2 protein-coding genes and 1 pseudogene are annotated in these 2,498 nt (G+C 63.5%); 1 reads left to right on the forward strand and 2 read right to left on the reverse strand.

The features are described 5' to 3' along the window. Together AHiyo1_RS21595 and AHiyo1_RS21600 are read right to left on the reverse strand one after the other, a co-directional pair. Positions 1-539, reverse strand: a 539-nt coding sequence (locus tag AHiyo1_RS21595; RefSeq protein ID WP_172465699.1) for an HNH endonuclease, incomplete at its 3' end; no start/stop codon positions are given. Positions 540-772: 233 nt separating this feature from the next. Beyond that, positions 773-1,237, reverse strand: a complete 465-nt coding sequence (locus AHiyo1_RS21600) for a GatB/YqeY domain-containing protein (RefSeq protein ID WP_059389947.1) — start codon at positions 1,235-1,237, stop codon at positions 773-775. Between the two features lie 171 nt (positions 1,238-1,408). Between AHiyo1_RS21600 and AHiyo1_RS21605 the strand changes: the two are divergent. Then, positions 1,409-2,498 (forward strand): annotated as a pseudogene (locus AHiyo1_RS21605) (Clp protease N-terminal domain-containing protein); the annotation flags it as partial.

Consider the following 2,498-nt stretch of genomic DNA (forward strand, 5'->3'; position numbering starts at 1 on the left):
CGCGGGGTGCCCACGCCCCGGTGCGCCATCGCGTGGCAGTTGGCACACAACGGGACGAGGTCCGCGATCGGGTCCAGCCGGTAGTCGCTGCCAAGCTGTGAAACCGGAACCACGTGATGGACGTGGATGTAGTCTTTGCCGATGTCGCCGTAGCTTACTTCGAAGGAGAAGGTGCATGCGGCACAGGACGTTCCGTGGAAAGCCAGGCAGATGCGGCGGGCTTCAGGGTCCCGCTCGTAGCGGTTCGTTTCAATGCGGCTGACGGCTCCTTCCGGGTAGGTCCCCGGAACAGTCTGGAACGGCTCGGACGCCGCTGGGCCGTGCTCCCGCCACACGCGCTGAAGAGCAGGTTCTGACGATGACGGAATAGACCGCCCCGAACCGCGGAAGCGATTCCAGGCCACGTCCGGCACCTCCCTGGAGAGGACACTCGACGGGATCTGGCCGCCGAGGGGGAGCAAGGCATCGAAGGCCACGCTCACGTACCGCGCAATACCCTTCGGCTCGGTGCTTTGTGGCACTTCGTAGCTTTCGGACATCACGACGCTGTGTCCGATCAGCGCGTCCGTGGGGTCCTCCGCCTTGCAGGAGAAGCCATGCTTGGTTGCCCGGCTGGATCTTCCGGTGTTGCCCGACGTTCCACCGCTCCAGGAATTGACCGGTTTCGGCGACCTGCTCGATCACAGCCTCGTAGTTCCAGTCGTTCCAAAGCCGTGGATTCCATCCCAGGATGATGGCTGCCATGGCTGCTCCTCCCTGCGTGCCGGTGAATCTATGCGAGCCGGGTCCGGACGATTTCGCTGACGGCCTTGCCGTCGAAGCGGCCGGCGACCTTTGCTGTGACGGGCTTCATCACGGCGCCCATCTGCTTGATCGTGGGTTCCTGGCCGCTGGCCTTCAATGCGGCGATTGCCTCGTCGACGATGCCCTCGACTTCGGCGAGCGTCAGCATTTCGGGCAGGTACGCCTCTATCACTTCTGCTTCGGCGATTTCCGCCGCGGCGCGCTCGGCCTCGCCGGCCTCCGTGTAAATGCGGGCAGTGTCCCTGCGCTTGGCGGCTTCCTTCTGCAGCAGGGCCGTCACCTGGGTGTCGTCCAGCTCGATGGGTGTCTTTCCGGACTTCTCGCGCGTCTCGATTTCGCCCAGGACGTTACGGACCGTCGTGAGCGCAGTTTTGTTGCGGTCCTTCATGTGGACAACGACGTCGGCGTGCAGGCGTTGCTTCAGGGTGCTCATGGTAATTCCCTCTACTTGGTGGTTGTTTTCATTCTTCACGGTCTTGACCGTCCGCGCGGAAGAGCCATGCAGGCGGCTGGACCGTTATCTAAAATTCTGCGTCCGGCGATCCCCCACGAAGGCCCTCAGCGACGTAGCATCAAGGTAGGCGGCTGCCAGGAGTGTGGCGAAATGTTTGAGAGATTTACGGACCGTGCCCGTCGCGTTGTTGTGCTTGCCCAAGAAGAGGCTCGCATGCTCAACCATAACTACATTGGTACTGAACACATCCTGTTGGGACTGATCCAGGAGGGTGAGGGGGTCGCCGCCAAGGCGCTTGAGTCGATGAGCATTTCGCTCGATGGCGTCCGCGAGCAGGTGCAGGAGATCATCGGCCAGGGCCGCCAGGCCCCTCCGGGCACATCCCCTTTACGCCGCGCGCCAAGAAGGTGCTTGAGCTCGCCCTCCGGGAAGCCTTGCAGCTCGGCCACAACTACATCGGTACAGAGCACATCCTGCTCGGCCTCATCCGCGAGGGTGAAGGTGTTGCCGCGCAGGTCCTGGTCAAGCTTGGTGCCGACCTCGGTCGGGTCCGCCAGCAGGTCATCCATTTGCTCTCCGGCTATGAGGGCAAGGACCCCAGCGGGATGGTCGCCGGACCGAGCCAGGCCGAGGTTGCTCCCGCCGGTTCGGTGGTGCTGGACCAGTTCGGCCGCAACCTTACCCAGGCCGCGCGGGAGAACAAGCTTGATCCTGTGATCGGCCGCGAGCTGGAGATGGAACGCGTCATGCAGGTCCTCTCCCGCCGTACCAAGAACAACCCCGTGCTGATCGGCGAGCCGGGCGTCGGCAAGACGGCCGTCGTCGAGGGCCTTGCCCAGGCGATCGTCCGGGGCAACGTGCCCGAGAGCCTGAAGGACAAGCAGCTCTACACGCTCGATTTAGGCTCCGTGGTGGCCGGTTCCCGTTACCGCGGGGATTTCGAAGAGCGCCTGAAGAAGGTCCTGAAGGAAATCCGGACCCGCGGGGACATCATCCTCTTCATCGACGAGATCCACACGCTCGTGGGTGCCGGCGCCGCTGAGGGTGCCATCGATGCCGCGTCTATCCTCAAGCCGTTGCTGGCGCGTGGTGAACTCCAGACCATTGGTGCCACCACCTTGGATGAGTACCGCAAGCACATCGAGAAGGACGCCGCTTTGGAGCGCCGCTTCCAGCCGATCCAGGTCCAGGAACCGTCGGTGGCCGACACTGTTGAGATCCTCAAGGGCCTGCGTGACCG

Source organism: Arthrobacter sp. Hiyo1, assembly GCF_001263615.2.
Lineage (GTDB): Bacteria > Actinomycetota > Actinomycetes > Actinomycetales > Micrococcaceae > Arthrobacter.